Genomic DNA, 16,348 nt, shown 5'->3' with positions numbered 1-16,348 from the left:
CCCGGGAGGGCGCGAGCCTCCTCGCGGAGTGCGTCAGTCACGCTGCGTCCCCAGAACCCAGCAGACAGCCCCAGCTGCTCTTCGAGACTAACCCGATATTCCGATGTCCCCCAAATGGGGGACACGCTTTCGACCTGGGAGATCGCTGGGAGAAGTATCGAGCTATCGCTGGGCGCCCGCACTCGCGTCGGCGGCGAGCAGCCGCAGCTGCACCATCGCGGAGAACCGCGCATCGGGGTCGGAGAGATCGAGACCGCTGATCTCCGACAGTCGACGAAGCCGGTAGCGGAAGGTGTTCGGGTGCGTGTAGACGCGCGCGGCGGCTACGCTCACATCGCCGAAGGCGTCGAGCCAGGCCCGAAGCGTCTCGACAAGACGGGTGCCACGCTCCCTGTCCTGCTCGATCAGGAGAGCGACGGGACCGGTCGGGCGCTCCCCTCGTGCGCGCACGAGGTCGCCGAGCTCGACGAGCAGGGCCTCCATCTGCACCGCCGAGAAGAGCGCGACCGGCTCGCGCTGTGGTGACTGCCGCAGCACCCGCAGTGCGCGGTCGGCGTTCGCCCGCGATGAGGGGATGCCGGTGCTGTCGTCTGCGACGGTTCCGACGCCGACCCGGATCTCGCTGGTGGCCCCCAGGCGCCCGAGGAAGTCGGCGGCGACCCTGGCGGCCCGGATGTCGGCGTCGCTGTGTCCAGGGCGTATGCCGACGACGGCATAGACGACGTTGCCGATCAGGGCGACCGCGGACCGGAGGTAGACCGCGCCCAGGTGCACCGCGAACGCGTCGGCGATGCGGTGGCGCTCGGCGATGCTGCGGGCGTCCGCCGAGGCATCCGCGCCGAGCTGATCCGATGCCGACAGGGCCAGCACGACGCAGCTGTGGTCGTTCAACCGCAGCCGGGCCGTCGCGTCCGAGGCGCCGGGACCGCCCTCCAGGATGGTCGCGAGCAGGTCCGCCCGCAGGCGGCGCTCGACATCGGCGCCGGCCCGCAGACGCAGCATGTGCAGGGCGACGAGACCGGCGGAGTCCTTCAGCGCCTGCACGCGATCGAACGACAGCGGCTCCTGCACGGCGGCCCAGATCGATCCGAGGATCTCGTCGCCCGCGCGCACCGCGAGGGCGACCCGCGGGTACGAGGGGAGTCCCTCGGTGTTCTCGACCGGGCCGACGTCGATGGGGTCCTCGCTGCGGTAGAGCTCCTGGAAGACGCCGCGCTCCTCGAGCTGGCGCGCGAACCGCTCCGGCACCTGCCGCCCGAGCACGGTCTCGATGCGGGCCGGGTCCGCCTCGTCCTGTCGCCCGGAGAACGCGACGACGCGGGAGTTGCGGTCTTCGATCGTGACGGGGGCGTTCAGCAGCGTCGCGATCGCGTTGGCGAGCGCGAAGAGGTCGCCCGACGGCATCCCTCCGAGCGTCTGGGCCCCCTGGTCTCCGACGTCGCCCTCCGCGATGAGGGAGCGCAGCATGGCGGTCAGCTGCGCCCACGACGCGCCTCGCGTGAGCGCCAGCACGGGGATGCCGGTCTCCTCCGACGCGGCGGTGACCGACGGCTCGGCCCTGACCGGCGCGCGGAGCACGAGCGCAGAAGCCTGCTGGGAGCCCAGGGCCCTGAGCAGCTCGGCGATCTCCTCCGGATCGCTCAGCCCGACGCCGAGGACGAGGGCGCCGCGCATCGGCATCGCGTCGTCGAGCACGTCGTGGATGATGACCGTCTCGATCTCGACGTCGCGGTCGGCCGCGCCGCTCACCACCTCGAGCAGGGTGTTGCCGAGATCTTCGATCACACGGCCGAGGCTGGCGCGGGGTCGTGTCGTCACTGACATGAGCACGGACCCCACAGTAGGCGGCGTGCGGGGAGGGGGGACCTGTGGGGCACGACGAAAGAATACCGATGTTTCGTCGTGCCCCACAGGTCCGGGTGGGATCAGCGCATCAGAACGTGATCCACTCCGTCCGGGTGGTCACGGCGTCCAGAGCGTCCGCGTGCGGCGTCACGCCGATGCCGGCGCCGGTCGGCACGCGGAGCGCGCCGTTCTCGACGACGAACGGATCGGTGATGTCACTCGAGTAGTAGCGGCCGGACCCCGACGTGTCTCCGGGGAGGGTGAAGCCGGGGAGGGCGGCGAGGGCGACGTTGGCGGCGCGGCCGATGCCCGTCTCCAGCATCCCTCCGCACCACACGGGGATGTCGTTCGCCACGCAGACGTCGTGGATGCGGCGGGCCTCCAGGTAGCCGCCGACCCGGCCCGGCTTGATGTTCACGATCGAGCAGGCGCCGAGGGCGATCGCGTCCGCAGCGGCCCTGGCCGACACGATCGACTCGTCCAGGCAGATCGGGGTCGTCATGGCCTCGGCGAGCTGGGCGTGACCGATCAGGTCCTCCTCGTCGAGGGGCTGCTCGATCAGGAGGAGATCGAACGGGTCCAGTCGGGCGAGGTGCCGCGCATCCCCACGGTGGTACGCGGTGTTCGCGTCGACCTGCAGCAGCACGTCGTCGCCGAAGCGCTCCCGCACGGCGCGCACCGGCTCGATGTCCCAGCCGGGCTCGATCTTCAGCTTGATGCGGACGTAGCCCTCGTCGATGTACCCGCCCACGGCATCCAGCAGCTCGGGGATCGAATCCATGATGCCGACCGAGACGCCGCAGTCGACGGCGTCTCGCACCGCGCCCAGCTCCCGCGACAGCGGAACGCCCTTCGCCCGCAGCTCGGCGTCGAGGATCGCCAGCTCGACGGCCGCCTTGGACATCCGGTGGCCCTTGAACTTCGCCAGCGTCGGCGCCACGGCGTTCGCGTCGAGGTCCTTCACCTGAGCCAGCGCGGGCAGGAGGAAGCGCGTGATCACGTCGACGCTCGCCCCGACGTACTCCGAGGAGTAGAGCGGGTTGTTCATCGCCACGCCCTCGCCCCAGCCCTCGGCCTCGTCGGTGACGGCGCGCACGATCAGCGCCTCGCGCACCGTCTGCACGCCGAACGAGGTGCGGAAGGGCGACACCAGCGGCATCTCGATGACGCGGAGCTCGAATCCGGTGAGCTTCATTGCAGTTCTCCTCTGTCGATGGTGTAGGTGCCTGTGCGATCGAAGGAGAGCACGCGCGCTCCGTCGTCGAGCAGATCTCCGAGGGTGTCGCGCAGCGCGAGACGCCAGTGCGTCGCGTGCTCGGGAGCGGTCACCCGCAGCGCCTCGATGTCGCGGGGGAGCGAGACCCGCACGAAGCGCGCCCCGGTCGGATGCCGCACGGGGTCCTGGTCGTCGCCGACGGTGAGCAGGGGCTCGCCCTCCGGGGCGGAGGCGGAGTCCCGCGAGGATTCGCCCCGGCAGGCCGCGGCGACCCGCGGATCGTGCACGTACCAGGTGACGAGCATCCGGTCGGTGTCGTCGTCGCCGTTGAGGGCGTCGCTCATGTGGCCGTAGAAGTTGCGGTGGTACGCGGTCGGCGTCGCGGCGAGCTTGACGAGGTTGAAGTACGCGTTCCTGCTGATCAGCGGGTCGAAGGTCCAGGAGATCTCGTCGAGATGCTCGTCGATCGCCCAGGAGCGCTGGTGGACCTTGAGGGCGAAGCCGACGCTGCGGCCGCGCATGCGCTGCGAGACGCCCGCGATGTGACTGTGCAGCGCACGCCGCTCCGGGGCGGCGAAGAAGCCGAAGCACGCGCCGACGAGCTCGTCGCCGTCGAATGCCCCTCCGACGTAGCTGCCCGACTTCGACAGCGCGCGCAGGGTCTCCACGTTCACCGGCATCCGATCACCGCCTGCGCTCCAGATGCTCTGGAAGAGCGCGGCGACCTGCGCGAACTCGGTCACCGTCGAGAGGAGGCGGATCTCGACGCCCGCGGCGTCGGCCGCGGCCCTCGCGAGGTCGGCGGCCTCGTCGCGCGCGGACCTCTGTGCGACGTCGTCCGTCATGGTCATGCCCCTTCTCCAGCCAGGACCTCGACGACGAGCGTCTCGAGGAGGGCGAGCCGCTGGGCGATCATGTCGACCTCGACGTGCTCGTCGTCGGCATGGGCGCCTCCGCCGACGGCGCCGAGACCGTCCAGGGTGGGCACGCCCAGCCCCGCCGTGAAGTTCCCGTCTGACGCGCCGCCCACGGCGACTCCGTCGAACGGGGTCAGGTCCAGGCGCTCCGCGATGTCGCGGGCGCGGGCGAAGAGCGCGGCCGAGGAGGAGGTCTCCATCGGAGGCCGGTTCGGCCCGCCGTCGATGCGGACGAGCGCGCCGGGAGTGCGTGGAACGAGGGCGCGCATCGCGGCCTCGACCCTGTCCTGCTCCGCGACGGTCCGCACGCGCACGTCGACCGCGAACTCCGCATCGGCCGGCACCGTGTTGGTCGTGCTCCCCGAGCGCAGGAGCGTGGGGGTCACCGTCGTGCCGGCATCCGCGTCGCCCAGCGCCGCGACGGCGAGGACGAGATGCGCGGCCTCGATCGAGGCGTTCACGCCGCGCTCCGGTTCGAGACCCGCATGGGCCGCGCGACCGGTGACGACGACGCGGTACAGCGACACCCCCTTGCGGGCGATCTTGAGATGACCGCCCTCGGCGGCGGCTTCGAGCACGAGCACGGCGGAGCACCCGTCGGCCTCGGTCGTGATGAGGTCCTTCGACGTCGGCGAGCCGAGCTCCTCGTCACCCGTGATGAGGATGCTCACCCCGTCGCGGTCGGGCAGCGCGGCCACCGCGTGCAGGGCCATCGCCACACCCGTCTTCATGTCGAAGCAGCCGGGGCCGCGCAGGACGCCGTCGCGCACCGCGAACGGGTGCGTCTCCAGCGAGCCCACCGGCCAGACCGTGTCGTGGTGTCCGAGCAGGAGAACCCGCGGCTCGCCGAAGCGCCAGCGCAGATGCGTCCTGCCGTCGATCACGATGCGCTCGGGGCCGACGCCCAGCACTCGTTCTCCGAGGGCGGCGACGACCTCGGCGCTGCGGGCCACGGCATCCAGGTCTCCCGAGGGCGACTCGCACCGGATCAGCTCCTCGACGTCGGCGATCAGCCGGTCGATGCCGACGACCTCTCCGACGCTCATCACGAGACCTTCGGCGCCGCGCGGACACCGTAGTGCATGTACTGCTCACCCGTGGCGAGGCGGTAGAAGACGACGGAGTTCCACGCCTGCATCCCCTCGGGGCGGAGCACGAACTCGTTCTCCCTGACCGGCACGAGCGGGTGCTCCTGCACGGGGTCGGGGAGGAGCGCGGCGAGGGGCCCGGTGATCGTGGTGCGCAGCCGCACGCCGTCCTCGGATGCGAAGACCTCGGAACGGACCCCCTCGCGATCGTAGGTGCCGAGCAGCTCGGAGACATCGGCGTCATAGGGCTCCTGCGGCGGAGCCTGCTCCGCGGGCAGATGCACGTCGGCGACCTCCGAGAAGATCTCCTCGTAGAGCTCGAGGTAGAGGTCGTGCGCGTTGCCGCCGTTCGTCAGCAGCGTGACGGCGACCCCCTCGTCGGGCAGGACACGCAGGAACGCGGACTGTCCGATCGTGTTGCCGTCGTGACCGTAGAGCCTGCGGCCGCTCCAGTCGAAGAGGATCCAGCCGACGCCCCACGCATCGCCCAGCGTGTAGGGGTTCGGCACGTCGACCTCGCGCTGCTGCATGCGCTCCACGCTCGCGGCGGAGAGCACACGGGTGCCGTCGGCGGCGAGCCCGCCGGTGAGGTGCAGTCGCGCGAACGCGAGCACGTCGGCCGTCGTGGAGCAGACGAGACCCGCGGGGCCCATCGCCCGCGGCAGCATCCACGCGGGGGCGACCTGCGGGCCGTCCTCGCCGATCTCGGTGTGCCCGACGGCCGCGCTGTGCAGCAGCACATCCTCGGGGAGGGTCGCCGAGTGGGTGAGCCCGAGCGGGGTGATCACCAGATCCTTCAGCGCCTGGTCCCACGTCGTGCCGGTGATCTTCTCGATCACACGGCCGGCGAGCACGAAGCCCGAGTTGCAGTACGACATCGTCGCGCCGATCGGGTGGTTCTGCGCGACCCCGTCGAGCAGCGCGACGTACTTCTCGAGCGTGTCGTCGCCTCGTCCGGTGTCGGTGAACACGTCTCCGTCGATGCCGCTGGTGTGGTTCAGCAGGTGCCGCATGGTGACCGTGCGGGTGATGTCGTCGTCGGACGAGCGGAACTCGGGGACGTACTCCACGACCGGACGGTCGAGGTCGAGGCGTCCCTCGTCGACGAGCTTCATGGCCGCCGTCGCCGTCCACACCTTGGTCATCGAGCCGATCTGGAACAGCGAGTCGTCGGTGACGGCGACCCCCGTGCGGGCGTTCAGGATGCCGTGATGCGCGTAGACCGGATCCTCGCCGAGGCGGAGGATGCCGAGGGTCGCTCCGGGGACCTTGTGCGCGGCGGCGAGGACGCTGAGCCGCTGCTGCCAGTGCCGGGCGTCGAGCCGAGCGCGGCCGCGGACTCCGGCGGCGGGGGCGTACTGCTCGACCCAGTCGATGAGCCGCTGCGAGAAGTCGGCGCGGTGGGATGGCGGGCCCGACAGCGGGAACAGGTGAGCACCGCCGGGGTAGAGCACCAGGCGCGTGGGGACGTCTCGTTCGCGCAGGGCGGCGAACCACTGCTCGGCCTGTCCGACGGGGCAGCGCTCGTCGGCTGCACCGTGCAGGATCAGGGTCGGGGTGACGACCCTGTCGACGTGCGCGTACGGGGACTGCGCCGAGATGCGCTCCTCGTCGCGCCAGGGGAGTCCGCCGTTCTCCTTCGCGGAGAGGTAGTGGCCGACGTCGGAGGTGCCGCCCATCGAGAAGAGGTCGGTGACGACGCCGCCGGCGACGGCAGCCGCGAAGCGATCGTCGCGGGAGGTGAGGTAGCAGGTCATGAAGCCGCCGTAGCTGTAGCCGGTGACGGCGAGGCGGGCGGGGTCGGCCACACCCTCGGCGACCAGCTGGTCGATCGGCTCCAGGAAGTCGTTCGCGTCGCGCACGCCCCACCCTCCGGACACGGCGGAGAAGAACGCATCGCCGTAGCCGTCGCTGCCGCGCGGGTTGATCGTGAGGATCGCCCAGCCGCGCTGCGCGAGCACCAGGTGGTACGGGTGGGTCAGATCCGCGGCGCCGTTCCAGGCGTTGTGGGGGCCGCCGTGCACATCCAGCAGCAGCGGCACCGGGCCCTCGGCATCCGGGTCCCGTCGCAGCCAGCCGGTGACCACGGTGCCGTCGGAGATGGTGAACCGGCGCTCCTCGGCGGGGAGCACGGGCAGGTCGGTCGTGCCGTAGGACGTGAGGGTGCGGATCCCCCCGTCGGCGATGTCGACGACGGCCACGTCGCCGAAGGAGTCCGGCGTCGCAAGCACGATCGCCGCGGTCGGACCCGCCACCGAGAGCCCGGAGACGTTCGCGGTGCCGCCCACGAGGGGACGGATGCCGGAGCCGTCGACGGCGACCCGGTACAGGTGGGTGTACCCGTTGTCGCGCAGGCAGAACACGAGCGTCTCGTCGTCGGAGAACCGGGGCATGCCGCCCGGGTAGCCCGGCCCGCCGGGCATCACGTTGCGGTCGACCGACGAGGTCAGGTCGACCGCTGACCCGCCGCCGACGGGGAACAGGAGGAGACCGGCGTTGCCGACCGCGGTGTTCGTGCGTCCGACGGCGACGATGTGGAGCCCGTCGGGCGTCCAGCCGACCGCGCTCGCCTGGACGTCGTCGGCGCTGACCCGCACCGGGGCGCTGTTGGGGTCGGTCGAGGACGTGACGTGCACCTGGATCCGCATCGTCAGGTCGGCGTCGTCGTCGGGGGACGATGAGAAGGCGAGCCGGCCGCCGTCCGGCGACCAGAACGGGTCGGAGGCGTGAGCGTGACCGCGGGTGAGCGCGGTGACGGCGCCGGACTCCGCATCGACGACGTGCAGCTGCTGCACGAGCGTGCCCAGGTTCCCCGCGCCGTCCGCCTTGTAGCCGAGACGATCCGCGGCGCTCGGCGCCGAGCGCCTGGCGAGGATCGTCGCGGCGTCGTCACCGGGGAGCGCGGCGCTGTCGACCGGCGCGGCGAAGGCGAGCCTGGTGCCGTCGGGGCTCCACACCGGGGTTCCGGCGCCGAGCGGCAGGGTCGTCAGGCCACGAGCCTCCCCACCGTCTGCGGGCAGGATCCAGAGCTGGGCCGGACCGTCCTGCGCACGCAGGAACGCGAGCTTCGATCCGTCGGGGCTCCACACGGGCGACGTGTCCGCGGTGCCGCGGGTCAGCCGGACGGGATCGCCTCCCGAGGCCGGCACCTGCCAGAGCGAGCGGGTGTAGCCGTCGGCTTCCCTGTCCGCGGTGCGCAGCACGTAGACGACGCGCGACCCGTCGGGGGAGAGGGCGGGCTGCTCCGGCGAGCTGATGGACAGGAGGTCGTCGACGGTGACGCGGGTCATGAGGGCTCCAATCGGAAGGTCAGTCCACTGTGTCCGCTGCGAGGGCGTGGCGTGTTGTGCCCGCGTCCGAAACAGCGGAGGTGCTTTGGGGTTCGGGCACAGTTCCGATCGGGAGGGTCGAATCCGTGCCGGCGAAGTGGCAGGCCGCGCCGTGCAGACCGTGGGGGCGCACGGGGGCCGACGTCAGACAGAGCTGACGGTCGGGGCGAGCGGCGGGCCCGATCGGGCAGCGCGGGTGGTACCGGCATCCGCTCGGCGGCGCATGCGGATCGGCGGGCTCGACGCCGATCGGGGCGAGGGGGTCGATCGCGAGCAGATCGCCTGTCCTGGTCGGCGCGGCCTGCAGCAGGTCCTTCGTGTACGGATGCTGCGGATCGGCGAGCACCTGCTCGGTGGGTCCGGTCTCGACGATCTGCCCGAGGTACATCACGGCGATGCGATCGCACAGGTAGCGCACCACGGCGAGGTTGTGGGAGATGAAGAGCATCGTGAGGTCGAGCTCGCCCCGCAGCTCCCGCACGAGGTTGAGCACGGAGCCCTGCACCGACACGTCCAGAGCAGAGGTGATCTCGTCGGCGATGATCACCTCGGGGCGGGCCGCGAGAGCTCGGGCGAGGGCGATGCGCTGACGCTGCCCTCCGGACAGTGCAGCGGGCAGCGAGGAGGCGCGCTCCGGGTCGAGGCTCACCAGCTCGAGCAGCCGCGCGACCTCGGCGCGGCGCGCGGCGGGTCGACGAAGCTCGCGGGGGAGGGCCTCGGAGATCGACTCGCCGATCGTCATCCTCGGATCGAGAGAGGAGAAGGGATCCTGGAACACCATCTGGATCGGCCGGCGCCGACGGAACCCGCGGACGTCGGCGCCGTCGAGGGTGATCGCGCCCTCGCTGATCGGGGCCAGTCCGATCGCCGCCCTGGCGAGGGTCGACTTGCCCGAACCGGACTCGCCGACCAGGCCGACGACCGATCCGGTCGGAACGACGAGGCTCACGTCGTCGACGGCCGTGAGACCCGACCGGTGCGAGCCGAAGCGCACGCTGACGTGGTCGAAGCGCAGTTCGCTCATCGGGTCGCCGCCTCTCGTTCGAGCCGCGGAGTCGCGGGGTCCTTCATGACCGGATGCCAGCACGCGACCCGGTGGCCGTCGGAGGCGACCGCCAGCTCCGGGTCGCTCTCGCGGCAGAGCGCGGATGCCATCGGGCAGCGATCCGCGAACGCGCACCCGGCGGGGAAGGCGCCGGGTGCGGGCGGTCGCCCTGGGATGGTCCGGAGGGGGATGTCGCGGTCGGTGTCGAGCTCCGGGATCACATCCAGGAGGGCACGGGTGTACGGATGCTGCGCATCGGAGTGCAGGACGCCGGCGGGGAGATCCTCCACGATGCGTCCGGCGTACATGACCAGCACGCGGTCGCACGTCTGCGCGACGACGGCGATGTCGTGGCTGATGAGCAGGATCGCGGCATCCGTGTCGCGCCGCACCGTGGCGAGCAGCTGCAGCACCTGGCGCTGGACGGTGACGTCGAGGGCCGTGGTCGGCTCGTCGGCGATGATGAGACGAGGGTGGTTCATCAGACCCATCGCGATCATCGCGCGCTGGCGCATGCCACCGGAGAACTCGTGCGGGAACTGGCGCACCCGCCGCTCGGCCGCGGGCACGCGCACGGCCTGCAGCCGCTCCACCGCCCTGGCCATCGCCGCACGTCTGCTGAGGCCTTGATGCTCCGATGCGGCCTCCGCGAGCTGCGATCCGATCCGCCGCGTCGGGTTGAACGAGGTCATCGGGTCCTGGAACACCATGGCCAGCGACGTGCCGAGGAGTCCGCGGAGTGCGCGGTCGGGTGTCGTGAGCAGCGAGGTGCCGCAGAAGTCGAGGGCTGCCGCCGACACATGTCCCGGGGTCTCGATCAGCTTCGCGGCCGCGAGCGCCGTGAGGCTCTTGCCGGAGCCGGACTCGCCGACGACGCCGATCGCCTCGCCGCGGCGGATGTCGAAGGTCACGCCGCGCACCGGCGTGAGCCATCCGGCCGGGGAGGGGAAGGAGACGCGCAGGTCGTCGACGCGGAGCACCACTTCTTCGCCGTCGACCTGCGCGGGCACGGGGGCGCCGCTGCGGGCGACGAGGGGCAGTCGCGCACGGCGCCGGGCGGAGCGTCCGCCGAGCGCGGCGGCGGCGGTCTCGCCGAGGAGGTTGAAGGCGAGTCCGGCGATCACGACCGCGACCGCGGGGCCGAGTGCCGCGGCCGGGTTGAGGTAGATGCGGTTGAGGCCCTCTCCGAGCAGTCGGCCCCAGTCGTAGGCGGGGACCTGCACGCCGAGTCCGAGGAACGACAGCCCGGCGAAGGCGAGCAGGGCAGAGCCGGCGGCGACCGTGGCGTTCACGATGAGCGGCTCTCCGATGTTGGGGAGGATGTGCCTGATCAGGATCCGGAATCGGGAGACCCCCGCGACCTGCGCCGCGGAGATGAAGTCGCGCCCGGCGATCGCCGAGGACAGCGTCTGGGTGAGGCGGGCGAAGCCCGGGGCCATCGCGAAGCCGATCGCGAGCACGGAGCCGGTCGTCCCGACGCCGAAGATCACGGCGAAGAACAGAGCGAGGAGGAGCCCGGGGAAGGCGACGGCGATGTTCACGAACCCGGCGATCGGGCGTCCTGCCCATCGGGGGAGCACGGACGGGGCCGTCCCCAGGATCGCGCCGATGGTCACGCCGATGACGACGGCGATGACGGCCAGGAGCACGGACAGCCGCGTGGCGACCATGACCCTGGCGAGCACGTCGCGGCCCAGGGCGTCTGTGCCGAGGAGATGGGCGGCGCTGGGGCCCTGCGTGATGGCGGTGGGGTCGACCTGCTCCGCCTGCGCGCCCCAGAGGATCGGGGCGAGGATCGCGGTCAGTGCGACGAGGGTCACGAGGGCGAGGGAGGTGATCCCCAGGGGCGAGCGGACGATGCCCGCCCAGACGGTGCGCGCGGACATCAGGCCTCCCGGATGGTGGAGCGAGGATCGAGGATCGCGAGGATGACGTCGATCACGAGGTTCACGAGCAGCACGCCGATGCCGTAGACGAGCACGATGCCCTGGACGACCGAGTAGTCCTTCGACAGGATCGACTGCACGATCATGGTGCCCAGTCCCGGCCACGCGAACACGTTCTCCACGAGCACGGTGCCGGCGACCATCCCCGTCAGCAGGAGACCGGTGAGCGTGAGCGTCGCGGTCATCGCGTTGGGGAGGGCGTGGCGGGAGTAGATGCGATGAGGGGCCAGCCGCTTGGCCCTCGCGGTGCGGATGAAGTCCTGACCGAGCACGGAGAGCACCTCCACGCGGATGATCCGCGAGAACACGGCGATCGGTCCGAGCGCGAGCGCCACGATCGGGAGCACGAGAGCGAACGGCGCCGTGTTGCCCGCGACCGGGAACCAGCCGAGGGAGACGGCGAAGATGTAGACGAGCCCGACCGCGAGCAGGAACTCCGGGATGGCCGCGAGCACGACGCTGCCGGTCGCGAAGCCCAGCTCGAGGCCGCGTCGTCGGCCGCCGCGCGTGGCGACGGCCATCGTCACGCCGAGCGGGACCGAGACGAGCAGGACGAGAAGGACGGCGAGGATCGCCAGCTGGAGGGTCGCGGGCAGACGGGTGGAGATGATCTCGGAGACCGGCTGGCTCGTGAGCATCGACGAGCCCATGTCTCCCGTGAACAGTCCGCCGATGTAGCGGACGTACTGCACGGCGAGGGGCTGGTCGAGGCCGAGCGCCGCGCGGCGCGCCTCGACCAGCTCGACGGGGGCGTTCATCCCCAGCGCCGCGCGCACCGGGTCGCCCGGGACCAGGTGGATCATGAGGAAGGCAGCCGTGACCAGCACCCACACCGAGAGGATGAACTGTCCTCCGCGACGGACCAGGAAGGACACCCACGGGTTGTCCGACCGTGCGGATCTGATCAGGATCGCCTGAGTGGTGGTGGTGCTGGCCATCGGCTGCTTCCGGTCCTTACTCGTACATGCGGATCGACGTGGGGTCGATGCCGTCGCCCTCGGTGAACGTCGCCTTGTTCGCGAAGGTCGAGCGCACGATGTTCGCGTAGGGGACGACGCTCGTCGTGGAGAACAGCGCCTGCTCGGCCGCGCCCCAGTCGTCGCATCCGTCTGCGCCGGCCTTCTGCGCCGCGGCGGTGACCGCTGCCGTGTACTCGGAGTTGTCGACGCCGGCGAAGTTCGTGCCGTTCGGCGGCGTGGGGCCCGAGTAGAAGGGAACGAGCATGCTCGGCAGTGCCACGGTGAGGGGTGCGGCCGAGACGTCCCAGTCGCCGGTGGAGAACAGGGTCTCGCTGAGCTTCGGGGAGTCGACCGCGGTGACGGTGAGCGAGACGCCCAGCTCCTTCCAGGTCGACTGGATGAGCTCGGCGGCGGCGTTGCCGGCGTCGCCGAACAGCGAGGGGTAGATCATCCGCAGCTCCAGCGGGGCGCCGTCCTTGCTGCGGATGCCGTCGGCGCCGAGCGTCCAGCCCGCGTCGTCGAGGGCTGCGGCAGCCGCCTTCGCGTCGAACTTCGGCAGGAAGCCGCTCACCACATCGGCGCGGCAGGGGTTCGGCGAGACCGTGACGAGGCCGGTGGGCACCGTGCCCTCGCCGCCGGTGAGCACCTTGCGGAGCTGGTCGAGGTCGAGCGACTCGACCAGTGCCTCGCGCACGGCCTGGTCGGCGGTGGGGCGGCCCTCGTTCTGGTTGAAGACGAGTTGTCCGCCAGGCGTCGGGATCTCGGTGTGGAACAGGCCCGCATCCTGCAGTCTCTTCTTGTCAGGGCCGAGCACGAGCGCCGCGTTCACCTCGCCGGAGAGCACGAGGTTCACCGATGTCGTCTCGTTCGGCACGACGCGGAACACGACCTCGTCGGGGAGCCCCTTCTGGTCGGGGTCCCAGTCGCCGGGGCCCCAGGTGAAGTCCTTGCGCCGGGTGAGGGTGTACTGGCTGTTCGGGACGATCTCGCCCATCGTGAACATCCCGGTCGACCCCTCGCCGGCGGCGAGAGCCTTCGGGTCGTCGATCACGGAGCCGCAGACGATGGAGATGCTGCCGATGTTCTCCACGAGGAACGCATCGGGGCGCCCGCTGGTGACGGTCACGGTGCGCGCGTCGTCGTCGCCCGTCGCGGTCGTGCCCGGCTGCACCTGAAGGCCGATCAGCGGTGAGCCGTTGGCCGGGTCGGTGATGTGCGTGATGTTCGCCGCGACGTCGGATGCCGTGAGCGGGGTGCCGTCCTCACAGGTGAGACCCTCGCGGAGGGTGAAGACGGCCTGGGTGGTGTCCGACTCCCACTTCTCGGCGAGGCCGGAGACGACGCTGCCGTCTTCGAGCACCTCGACGAGCCGCCCGTAGAGGAACCGGTCGATGGAGCGGGCGACCGACATCACCGTGACGAACGGATCGAGACTGCCGGGGTCGGTCGAGATGACCGAGGTGAACGTCTTGCCGTCGACGAGGGTGCCGGAGCTCCCTCCGCCGCCGGTGTTCGCGCCGGCGGCGCACGAGGTGAGGGCGAGCGCCGTCACGCTCAGCAGCGCGACCAGCGGGGTACGAGAACGCATCAGAAGCCTCCAGCAGTGAGTCGGGTGAGGTGTGGGGGAGAGAGGTGACGACGGTCAGTCCGCGAGTCCGCGCAGGTGCTCGACCGCGGCCAGCGCCGCACGGCCGATCGACGCGTCGACGAGTGGCTGACGGTCGGCGAGGGTGTCGGCGAGTGTGAACACGGCGACGGCGAACTGCCGTCCGTCGGGGTAGGTCACGACGCCGGCCTCGTTGCGCCAGCGGGGCAGAGTGCCCGTCTTGGCCGCGATCTGCACGCCGTTCGGGAAACCGGACGAGAGCCGGTGCGGCCAGATCTGCTGCGCCATGATCGTGCGCGCCTGCTCGCACGCGGATGCCGGAGCCGCCGCATCCGTCCAGAGCGCGGTGAGAAGCCTGGTCACGTCCCGCGGCGTCGAGTGGGATGTGCGAGGGGGATCGAGGGCGCGCAGTGCGAGCAGGTCCTCCGCGGAGGCCGAGAGGAGGAGCTCGTCGAGGTCGTCGTCGGGCGAGCCGCCCAGATCCTCCACCACCGAGGCGAACAGGTCTTCGCAGCATCCGATGAGGGCCGTGCGATCGAGACCGAGGTCGGAGATCACGCGGTCGACGGCGTCGCCGCCGAGGCGATGGTAGATGACGTCGGTGGCGGCGTTGTCGCTCATCGTCATCATCAGGAGGGCGAGGTCGCGCCAGCTGGCCTCCACATCGTCGGCGAACCCTGCGGTCCCGACACCGCCGATGCGGTACCGCGCCGTCACGGTGGTGCGCGCGGTCTGATCGAGCGCGCCCGCGGCGACGTCACGGACGAAGGCCGTGAGCACGAGGATCTTGAACACGGAGGCGAGCGCGACGGGGTCGTCCGATCCCACGCCGACCTCCGGACCGCCCTCGACGCCGATCTCGCGGGCGTGCAGGAAGCCTCGGGCTCCGGCATCCGCGAAGATCCGGGCGATATCGGCCTCCACCGCGGTGGAGGCTGTCGCCGCGGGCGCGGCGCTCACGCGTCGATCCGACGGTCGGCGCGGCCGGTGTGCAGGTAGAGAGCGCGACCCTCTCCGTCGTCTCCGACGAAGGCGTGGGGCATGTGCATGCCGTGCTGCGGTTCGCGCGGGAGCAGGCTGTCGCCGCTCCACCCGACGAGCTCGACGGGCTCGGGTGCGGGGCCGAGCTCGGCGAAGATGCCCTTCATCGTGCGCTCGAGCCAGATCCGTCCGTCGTCGTCGACGCTCACGACCGAATCCGAGACCGACGACGAGTACGTGCCGAGGATGCGATCGAGGTCCACCTCGACGGGGGAGGCGGGGACCTCGGGGAGGGCGGGCATCGTGACCCCGGCGAGGGCGCTGAGCACCTTCGCGGTGATGGTCTGGTACGCCTCGACCGCGCGTCCTCCGTTGGTGAGGATCGCCACGGCCACTCCGGCCGACGGGACGATGCGCAGGAAGGCGCTCTGTCCGATCGTGCCGCCGTCGTGTCCGATGACCGGTGCACCGTCCCAGTCGAAGAGCTCCCAGCCCAGGCCCCATGCGTCGCCGAGGACGCCGAGGTCGGGCAGCTCGACCTGCTGCTCCTGCATGGCGCGCGTGCTCTGCTCGGAGAGCACGCGGGTGCCGTCGGCGGCGACCCCTCCCTCGATGTGCATGCGGGCGTAGCCGAGCAGGTCGCGCGGCGTCATGGCGAGCATGGAGCCCGCCGGTGCGTTCGAGCGGACCAGGCTCCAGACCGGGGCGGGGACGGGCTCGTCGCCGTCGCCGGAGGGGACGTGGCCGAGTGCGGCGCGGAACATGATCGCCTCCGGCGCCGAGGTGGCGACGTGCGTGAGCCCGAGCGGGGCGATCAGGTGGGTGCGGAGGGCCTGGTCGAAGGGCATGCCGCGCAGCACCTCGATGATGCGGCCGAGCACGACGAATCCGGCGTTGTTGTACGAGAAGCGCTCACCGGGTGCGAACAGCTGCGGCGCATCGGCGATGGTCGCCAGGTACTTCTCGACGGCGTCGTCGCCGACCCCGGTGTCGTTGAACAGGTCGCCCTCGAAGCCGCTCACGTGGCTGAGCAGCTGCCGGGCGGTGATCGCCGAGGCGGCGGCGGCGTCGGCGATGGCGAACTCCGGCACGACGTCGCGCACGGGGGCGTCGAGGTCGAGCAGGCCGTCGTCGACCAGCTGCATGATGAGCGTCGCCGTCCAGGTCTTCGTGATCGAGCCGATCTGGAAGACCGAGTCGTCATCGGCTTCGACTCCGGTGTTCCGGTTCAGGATGCCGGCCGACGTCGTGAAGATCTCGCCTCCGGCGAGGACTCCCACGGATGCGGCGGGGATGTGCGCGTCGGCGATCAGGGCGGGAAGGTTGTCCCGCAGCCAGACGCCGATCTCGTTCAGGTCGGACATGTGCGCTCCTCTTCATCGAGTGCGCCGTCGATAGGGGTGCGACGGCGATGGG

The 16,348-nt window shown here is 71.2% G+C and carries 11 protein-coding genes; all 11 read right to left on the bottom strand.

Going from position 1 to position 16,348, the window contains the following annotated elements; translation table 11 throughout:
* Window positions 1-162 precede the first annotated feature (162 nt).
* Window positions 163-1,785 (bottom strand): helix-turn-helix domain-containing protein, encoded by a 1,623-nt coding sequence (locus CQ047_RS00280; RefSeq protein WP_219844571.1) that lies wholly within the window; start codon window positions 1,783-1,785, stop codon window positions 163-165.
* Window positions 1,786-1,933: 148 nt separating this feature from the next.
* Window positions 1,934-3,040, bottom strand: a complete 1,107-nt coding sequence (gene menC, locus CQ047_RS00275) for an o-succinylbenzoate synthase (RefSeq protein WP_105672282.1) — start codon at window positions 3,038-3,040, stop codon at window positions 1,934-1,936.
* Window positions 3,037-3,912, bottom strand: coding sequence for a GNAT family N-acetyltransferase (locus CQ047_RS00270; RefSeq protein WP_219844570.1), 876 nt, complete (start codon window positions 3,910-3,912; stop codon window positions 3,037-3,039). The genes menC and CQ047_RS00270 overlap by 4 nt, the downstream gene beginning before the upstream one ends.
* A complete protein-coding gene (locus tag CQ047_RS00265; protein ID WP_181155781.1) occupies window positions 3,909-5,024 on the bottom strand; it encodes a M20 family metallopeptidase in 1,116 nt (371 codons plus the stop codon). Before CQ047_RS00265 ends, CQ047_RS00270 begins: the two co-directional genes overlap by 4 nt.
* Window positions 5,024-8,356 (bottom strand): serine hydrolase, encoded by a 3,333-nt coding sequence (locus CQ047_RS00260; RefSeq protein WP_105672281.1) that lies wholly within the window; start codon window positions 8,354-8,356, stop codon window positions 5,024-5,026. The genes CQ047_RS00265 and CQ047_RS00260 overlap by 1 nt, the downstream gene beginning before the upstream one ends.
* A 19-nt stretch (window positions 8,357-8,375) precedes the next feature.
* Complete coding sequence (locus CQ047_RS00255) at window positions 8,376-9,419, bottom strand: ABC transporter ATP-binding protein (RefSeq protein ID WP_105672280.1); 1,044 nt, start codon at window positions 9,417-9,419, stop codon at window positions 8,376-8,378.
* Window positions 9,416-11,326, bottom strand: a complete 1,911-nt coding sequence (locus tag CQ047_RS00250; protein WP_105672279.1) for a dipeptide/oligopeptide/nickel ABC transporter permease/ATP-binding protein — start codon at window positions 11,324-11,326, stop codon at window positions 9,416-9,418. The genes CQ047_RS00255 and CQ047_RS00250 overlap by 4 nt, the downstream gene beginning before the upstream one ends.
* Window positions 11,326-12,324, bottom strand: coding sequence for an ABC transporter permease (locus CQ047_RS00245; RefSeq protein ID WP_105672278.1), 999 nt, complete (start codon window positions 12,322-12,324; stop codon window positions 11,326-11,328). Before CQ047_RS00245 ends, CQ047_RS00250 begins: the two co-directional genes overlap by 1 nt.
* Before the next feature lie 16 nt (window positions 12,325-12,340).
* Entirely contained in the window at window positions 12,341-13,933 is a 1,593-nt protein-coding gene (locus tag CQ047_RS00240; protein WP_105672277.1) for an ABC transporter substrate-binding protein, read from the bottom strand.
* 54 nt (window positions 13,934-13,987) lie between these two features.
* Window positions 13,988-14,911: a serine hydrolase gene (locus tag CQ047_RS00235; RefSeq protein ID WP_105672276.1), complete on the bottom strand. Its 924-nt coding sequence runs from the start codon at window positions 14,909-14,911 to the stop codon at window positions 13,988-13,990.
* Window positions 14,908-16,296, bottom strand: coding sequence for a serine hydrolase (locus CQ047_RS00230; protein ID WP_105672275.1), 1,389 nt, complete (start codon window positions 16,294-16,296; stop codon window positions 14,908-14,910). The genes CQ047_RS00235 and CQ047_RS00230 overlap by 4 nt, the downstream gene beginning before the upstream one ends.
* Between the last annotated feature and the right edge of the window lie 52 nt (window positions 16,297-16,348).

Source organism: Microbacterium sp. MYb72 (genome assembly GCF_002979415.1).
Taxonomy (GTDB): domain Bacteria; phylum Actinomycetota; class Actinomycetes; order Actinomycetales; family Microbacteriaceae; genus Microbacterium; species Microbacterium natoriense.
The sequence above is the reverse complement of the archived record's forward strand: the minus strand, read 5'-3'. Positions and strand labels throughout refer to the sequence as shown.

Excerpts from the sequence above, each read along its gene's own strand:
- CQ047_RS00265 (WP_181155781.1), bottom strand. The coding sequence starts at position 5,024 with ATGAGCGTCGGAGAGGTCGTCGGCATCGACCGGCTGATCGCCGACGTC.
- CQ047_RS00270 (WP_219844570.1), bottom strand. The coding sequence starts at position 3,912 with ATGACCATGACGGACGACGTCGCACAGAGGTCCGCGCGCGACGAGGCC.
- CQ047_RS00255 (WP_105672280.1), bottom strand. The coding sequence starts at position 9,419 with ATGAGCGAACTGCGCTTCGACCACGTCAGCGTGCGCTTCGGCTCGCAC.
- CQ047_RS00230 (WP_105672275.1), bottom strand. The coding sequence starts at position 16,296 with ATGTCCGACCTGAACGAGATCGGCGTCTGGCTGCGGGACAACCTTCCC.
- CQ047_RS00260 (WP_105672281.1), bottom strand. The coding sequence starts at position 8,356 with ATGACCCGCGTCACCGTCGACGACCTCCTGTCCATCAGCTCGCCGGAG.
- CQ047_RS00240 (WP_105672277.1), bottom strand. The coding sequence starts at position 13,933 with ATGCGTTCTCGTACCCCGCTGGTCGCGCTGCTGAGCGTGACGGCGCTC.
- CQ047_RS00245 (WP_105672278.1), bottom strand. The coding sequence starts at position 12,324 with ATGGCCAGCACCACCACCACTCAGGCGATCCTGATCAGATCCGCACGG.
- menC (WP_105672282.1), bottom strand. The coding sequence starts at position 3,040 with ATGAAGCTCACCGGATTCGAGCTCCGCGTCATCGAGATGCCGCTGGTG.
- CQ047_RS00250 (WP_105672279.1), bottom strand. The coding sequence starts at position 11,326 with ATGTCCGCGCGCACCGTCTGGGCGGGCATCGTCCGCTCGCCCCTGGGG.